Source organism: Desertihabitans aurantiacus, from assembly GCF_003344635.1.
GTDB lineage: Bacteria > Actinomycetota > Actinomycetes > Propionibacteriales > Propionibacteriaceae > Desertihabitans > Desertihabitans aurantiacus.
Genome location: NZ_QPKK01000276.1, coordinates 1 through 4895 on the forward strand (window position 1 = coordinate 1; position 4895 = coordinate 4895).

Consider the following 4895-nt stretch of genomic DNA (forward strand, 5'->3'; position numbering starts at 1 on the left):
CGGGCTGTCGGTGGCCGCTGCCCCGGTCCCAGCGCCCTGAGCCCGTCGAAGGGCGTCCGCGGACGTCCGCGCTCAGCCGGTCGGGTCCCGGACGGGGTCGGCGAGGCGGCCCAGCCGGCGGGCGCTGCAGAAGTGGCGGGCGGTGCCGTCGACCGGGTCGCGGAAGGCCAGCTCGGCGGCCAGCAGCTGCATCGGCCGGCTGAAGTCGTCGACGTCGACCTCGCGGACCTCCGGGTAGAGCGGGTCGTCGACGATCGGGATGCCGAGGCCGAGCAGGTGCAGCCGCAGCTGGTGGGTGCGTCCGGTGCGCGGGGTCAGCCGGTAGTGCCCGAGACCGTCGACCACCCGCTCGAGCTCCACCAGCGTCTCGGCGTTGGGTGCCAACCCCGCAACCACCTCCGCCTGCAGCACGCCCCGCTGCTTGCGCAGGTGGTTGCGCACCACCACCGGCAGCTCCAGGCCGTCGCGCACCGGGGCGAGGGCGCGGTAGCGCTTCTCGACCAGCCGCTGCTCGAACAGCGACTGGTACGGCGCGCGCCAGCGCCGCTCGGTGGTGAGCAGCAGCACGCCGGCGGTGCCGCGGTCCAGCCGGTGGGCGGGGGCGAGCTCGGGCAGCCCGAGCTCCCGGCGCAGCCGCACCACCACGCTCTGGGTGACGTGGCGCCCGCGCGGGATCGAGGACAGGAACGGCGGCTTGTCCACCACCACGACCCGCTCGTCGCGGTGCAGCACCGGCAGCCCGCCCGGGACCGTCGGCTCGGTCCGCAGCTCGCGGTGGAACCAGACGAAGGTGTGCGGACGGTAGGCGTCCGCGGCACGCACCGGGGTGCCGTCGGCGTAGACGAAACGGGATCCGGCCAGCATCGCGGGCACCCCGGCATCGGCGTGCAGGCGCTGCTCCAACCAGGCGCCCATGGTCGACCAGGGCGGGGCGACGGGCCCGCGGTCGGGGGTGCGCACCCACGCCGCGTCCAGCCCGTGGCGGCGGGGCAGCGGAGAGCGAGGCGGCACGGGCGGATGCTACGCGGGCCGCCCACCGCGCCCCGCAAAACCGGGTGCGCTGCGAGGCGGACTCGGTGTGGGCTGGCCCCGTGCCCGACGCGATCTTCGCCGACCCCCGCCTGGCCGCGGTCTACGACGCCCTGGACGCCGACCGCAGCGACCTCGACGTCTACGAGCGCCTGCTGGCCGAGGAGCTCGGCGCCCGGTCCGTGCTCGACGTCGGCTGCGGCACCGGCAGCCTGGCGGTCCGGCTGGCCCGGCGCGGGCTGGACGTCGTCGGGGTCGACCCGGCGGCGGCCTCGGTCGACGTCGCCCGCACCAAACCGGACGCCGACCGCGTGCGGTGGGTCGTCGGCACGGTCCCCGACGTGCTGCCGCTGCAGGTGGACACCGCCACCCTCACCGGCAACGTGGCGCAGGTGTTCCTCACCGACGCCGACTGGCTCGCCACGCTGCGGGCCACCCGTGCGGCGCTGCGTCCCGGCGGCGTCCTGGTGCTCGAGGCCCGCCGCCCGGAGGCCCGCGCCTGGGAGGCCTGGACCGAGCCGCTGACCCGGCAGCGGGTGCGGACGGCGTACGGGCTGGTGGAGCGGTGGAGCGAGGTCACCGCCGTCGACGGCGAGCTGGTGACCTTCACCTCCCCGACCACCTTCCACGCCGACGGCACCCGGGTGGCGTCCGCGTCGACCCTGCGGTTCCGTCCCCGTGCGGCGGTCGAGGCCTCGCTGGTCGAGGCCGGGCTGGAGCTGCTGGACGTCCGCGACGCCCCCGACCGCCCCGGTCTGGAGTGGGTGTACCTGGCCCGGCGACCGGCGGGCTAGACCCGGGCCAGCTCCAGGTTGGCGAGGATGTCGTCGACGGTCTCGTCCGGTGTCTGGGCGCTGGAGTCCAGCCAGTAGCCGATGTGCGCGGTCTCGGTGCGCAGCGCCGCGTCGAAGGCCACCGGGGTGAAGTGGTGGTAGCCCCGCTTGGCCCGCTGCTGCTCCCGCTCGGTCAGCGCCGAGACGGTGGGGGAGAGCACCACCAGGTAGCGGTGCGGGGTCTGCACCTGCTGGATGAAGCGGCCCAGCTCCGCGCCGACGATGACGTCCTGGACGATGGCGTCGAAACCGGCCTCGGCGTAGGTGTCGGCGACGTGGGCGGCCAGCCGGTAGCGCAGGTGCAGCTGGGCCAGCGCGGCCTCGGTGGGCTGCATCGTCATGTCCACCCGGCCGTTGATGACCATCTTGCGGAAGGTGTCGCCGCGGACGTGCACCGAGCGCTCCAGCCGGTGGGCCAGCAGCTCGGCAACGGTCGACTTGCCCGACGCCATCGCACCGGTGATGACGATGACCCGCCCCGGTGCCGCATCGTCTGCGCTCATGCGCCCAATCTCCCATATCGGCGTGGATCTCCGGTGAACCCGGCCGTGGCGAGCGCGCGGCGGCGCTGACAGGATCGCTGCCATGAGCGGTGACCACCCGACGTTGCACACCACCGTCCTCGACACCGAGGATGTCCGCGGTCTGGCCGAGTTCTACCGCGAGCTGCTCGGCCTGGCCTACCGTGCCGGCGACGAGGTGCCCGACGGCCCCGACACCGCCGACTTCCTGGTGCTCGCCGAGCCGGGCGGCGCCGCACGGCTGGCGTTCCAGCAGGTCGAGCGGCTGCCGCGCGCCACCTGGCCCGAGCCGGGGGTGCCGCAGCAGCTGCACCTCGACCTGGAGGTCGACGACGTGGAGTCGCTGGACCGGCAGCACGAGCGGGCCACCCGGCTCGGGGCGACCCTGCTGCTCGACCGCTCCGAGGACCCGCAGGAGCCGCTGCGGGTGTACGCCGACCCGGCCGGGCACCCGTTCTGCGTCTTCGTCGGCTGAGCACCCGGCGGTAGTCTCCGGCTGCGGGCGGGAGACGGGAGGACGGCCGGATGAGGGTGCTCCGAGGCGCGGGCGTCGTGGTCGGTGTCCTCGGCCTGCTGGTCGGCACCGTCGCCTGCGCGGTCGAGGAGGAGCCGCTGGTGGTCAGCGCCGCGGCCTCCCTGACCGACGTGCTGCCGCGGATCGGCGAGCGGTTCGCCGCCGAGCACGACGGGCTGGAGGTCGTCTACAACTTCGCCGGCAGCTCGACCCTGGCCGAGCAGATCCGCCAGGGCAGCCCCAGCGACGTCTTCATCTCGGCCGACGTCGCGCTGATGGACCAGCTGGCCGACGTGCCGGCGGTCGGTGAGCCGGTGGTGGTGACGAGCAACGTGCTGCAGGTCGCGGTGCCGCCGGGCAACCCGGCCGGCGTCACCGGGCTGGCCGACTTCGGACGTCCGGAGCTGCGGCTGGTCGCCTGCGCGCCCGAGGTGCCCTGCGGCTCGGCCGCCGAGCAGGTGTTCGCCGCGACCGGGGTGACGCCCGCGCTGGACAGCGAGGAGACCGACGTCCGCGCCGTGCTGACCAAGGTGGGCCAGGACGAGGCCGACGCCGGGCTGGTCTACCGCACCGACGTCATCGCCGCCGGCAGCCGGGTGGACGGCGTCGACGTGCCGGAGGCCGCGGCCGTGCTGAACGAGTACCCGGCGGCGCCGCTCACCGGCGGCGCCCACCCCGAGGCGGGGCGACAGCTGGTCGAGTTCCTCACCGGGCCGGAGGCCCAGCAGCTGCTGGCCGAGGCGGGTTTCGGGCCGCCGTGACCCCCCGGCCGCTGGGACGTCCGCCCTGGCCGCTGCTGCTGGCGGCCGGGCTCGCCCTGCTCTGGTTGACGGTGCCGCTGCTCGGGCTGCTGGTGCGGGCTCCCTGGTCGCGGGCGGCCGGGCTGCTGGCCGAGCCGGAGGCGCTGCAGGCGCTCGGGCTGTCCCTCGGCACCGCCACCGTGGCCACGCTGGTGGTGCTGCTGCTCGGCGTCCCGCTGGCCTGGGTGCTGTCGCGGCCGGGGCTGCCGGGTGCGGGCGTGCTGCGCGCCCTGGTCACGGTGCCGCTGATCCTGCCGCCGGTGGTCGGCGGCGTCGCGCTGCTCACCGTGCTGGGCCGCTCCGGGCTGCTGGGCGCGCCGCTGCACGAGGCCACCGGGCTGGCGCTGCCGTTCACCCCGGCCGCGGTGGTGGTGGCCCAGGTCTTCGTCGGGCTGCCGTTCCTCGTGCTGTCGGTGGAGGGCAGCCTGCGCGCGCTGGACCGCCGCTCGGAGGAGGTCGCCGCCACCCTGGGCGCCAGCGCCGGCTACACCTTCACCCGGGTGACGCTGCCGGCGGTCGCCCCGGGCGTGCTGGCCGGGGCGGTGCTGGCCTGGGCCCGGGCTCTGGGGGAGTTCGGCGCCACCATCACCTTCGCCGGCAACTTCCCGGGGCGCACCCGGACGGTGCCGCTGGAGGTCTACCTCGCGCTGCAGAGCGACCCCGACGCGGCGGTGCTGCTGTCGGTGGTGCTGATGGCGGTGTCGCTGGTGGTGCTGGTGCTGCTGCGCGGACGGTGGGTGAACCGGTGGTGAGGGCGCTGCGGGTGGACCTCGCGGTCAGCCGTCCGGACTTCGATGTCGAGGTGGCCTGCCACGCCGACCCGGGGGAGGTGGTGGCCCTGGTCGGGCCGAACGGGGCGGGCAAGTCGACGCTGCTGCGGGCGGTGGCCGGTCTGGAACCGTGCCGGGGCACCGTCCACCTGGGCGAGCAGCGGCTGCACGACCTGCCGGCCCGTGACCGCCAGGTCGGCCTGGTCTTCCAGGACCCGCTGCTCTTCGGCCACCTCAGCGCCACCGACAACGTCGCCTTCGGCCTGCGGGCGGGCGGGGTCGGCCGGCGGGAGGCCCGCACCCGCGCCCGGGAGCTGCTGAGCTCCTGGGGGCTGGCGGGGTTGGCCGACCGGCCCGGACGGCGGCTCTCGGGCGGGGAGGCGCAGCGGGTCGCGCTGGCCCGGGCGGTCGCCGCCGGTCCGCACGCG

6 protein-coding genes and 1 pseudogene are annotated in these 4895 nt (G+C 75.8%); 5 read left to right on the top strand and 2 right to left on the bottom strand.

Annotated elements, in window-relative coordinates:
• Positions 1-72 precede the first annotated feature (72 nt).
• Positions 73-915 carry a pseudouridine synthase gene (locus DVA66_RS17080; RefSeq protein WP_198671885.1) on the bottom strand — a complete coding sequence of 281 codons (843 nt, stop codon included), beginning with the start codon at positions 913-915 and terminating at the stop codon, positions 73-75.
• Positions 916-1091: 176 nt separating this feature from the next.
• Here DVA66_RS17080 and DVA66_RS17085 point away from each other — a divergent pair, with 176 nt between their 5' ends.
• A complete protein-coding gene (locus DVA66_RS17085; protein WP_114561142.1) occupies positions 1092-1823 on the top strand; it encodes a class I SAM-dependent methyltransferase in 732 nt (243 codons plus the stop codon).
• Here DVA66_RS17085 and DVA66_RS17090 read toward each other — a convergent pair.
• Complete coding sequence (locus DVA66_RS17090; protein ID WP_114561143.1) at positions 1820-2365, bottom strand: AAA family ATPase; 546 nt, start codon at positions 2363-2365, stop codon at positions 1820-1822. The two genes, DVA66_RS17085 and DVA66_RS17090, sit on opposite strands and share 4 nt — an antisense overlap.
• Positions 2366-2447: 82 nt before the next feature.
• On the opposite strand from DVA66_RS17090, the gene DVA66_RS17095 reads away from it, so the two are divergent.
• The 4 genes and pseudogenes from DVA66_RS17095 to DVA66_RS17110 form a co-directional block, all read left to right on the top strand.
• Positions 2448-2858: a VOC family protein gene (locus DVA66_RS17095; protein WP_114561144.1), complete on the top strand. Its 411-nt coding sequence runs from the start codon at positions 2448-2450 to the stop codon at positions 2856-2858.
• 50 nt (positions 2859-2908) lie between these two features.
• A complete protein-coding gene (gene modA / locus DVA66_RS17100) occupies positions 2909-3658 on the top strand; it encodes a molybdate ABC transporter substrate-binding protein (RefSeq protein WP_114561145.1) in 750 nt (249 codons plus the stop codon).
• On the top strand, positions 3655-4449 hold the full coding sequence (locus DVA66_RS17105) for an ABC transporter permease (protein ID WP_114561146.1): 795 nt from the start codon (positions 3655-3657) through the stop codon (positions 4447-4449). The genes modA and DVA66_RS17105 overlap by 4 nt, the downstream gene beginning before the upstream one ends.
• A 68-nt stretch (positions 4450-4517) precedes the next feature.
• A pseudogene (locus DVA66_RS17110) lies at positions 4518-4895 on the top strand (ATP-binding cassette domain-containing protein); the annotation flags it as partial.

Coding starts and splice junctions, on each gene's coding strand:
- DVA66_RS17080 (WP_198671885.1), bottom strand. CDS start 915: ATGGGCGCCTGGTTGGAGCAGCGCCTGCACGCCGATGCCGGGGTGCCC.
- DVA66_RS17090 (WP_114561143.1), bottom strand. CDS start 2,365: ATGAGCGCAGACGATGCGGCACCGGGGCGGGTCATCGTCATCACCGGT.
- DVA66_RS17095 (WP_114561144.1), top strand. CDS start 2,448: ATGAGCGGTGACCACCCGACGTTGCACACCACCGTCCTCGACACCGAG.
- modA (WP_114561145.1), top strand. CDS start 2,909: ATGAGGGTGCTCCGAGGCGCGGGCGTCGTGGTCGGTGTCCTCGGCCTG.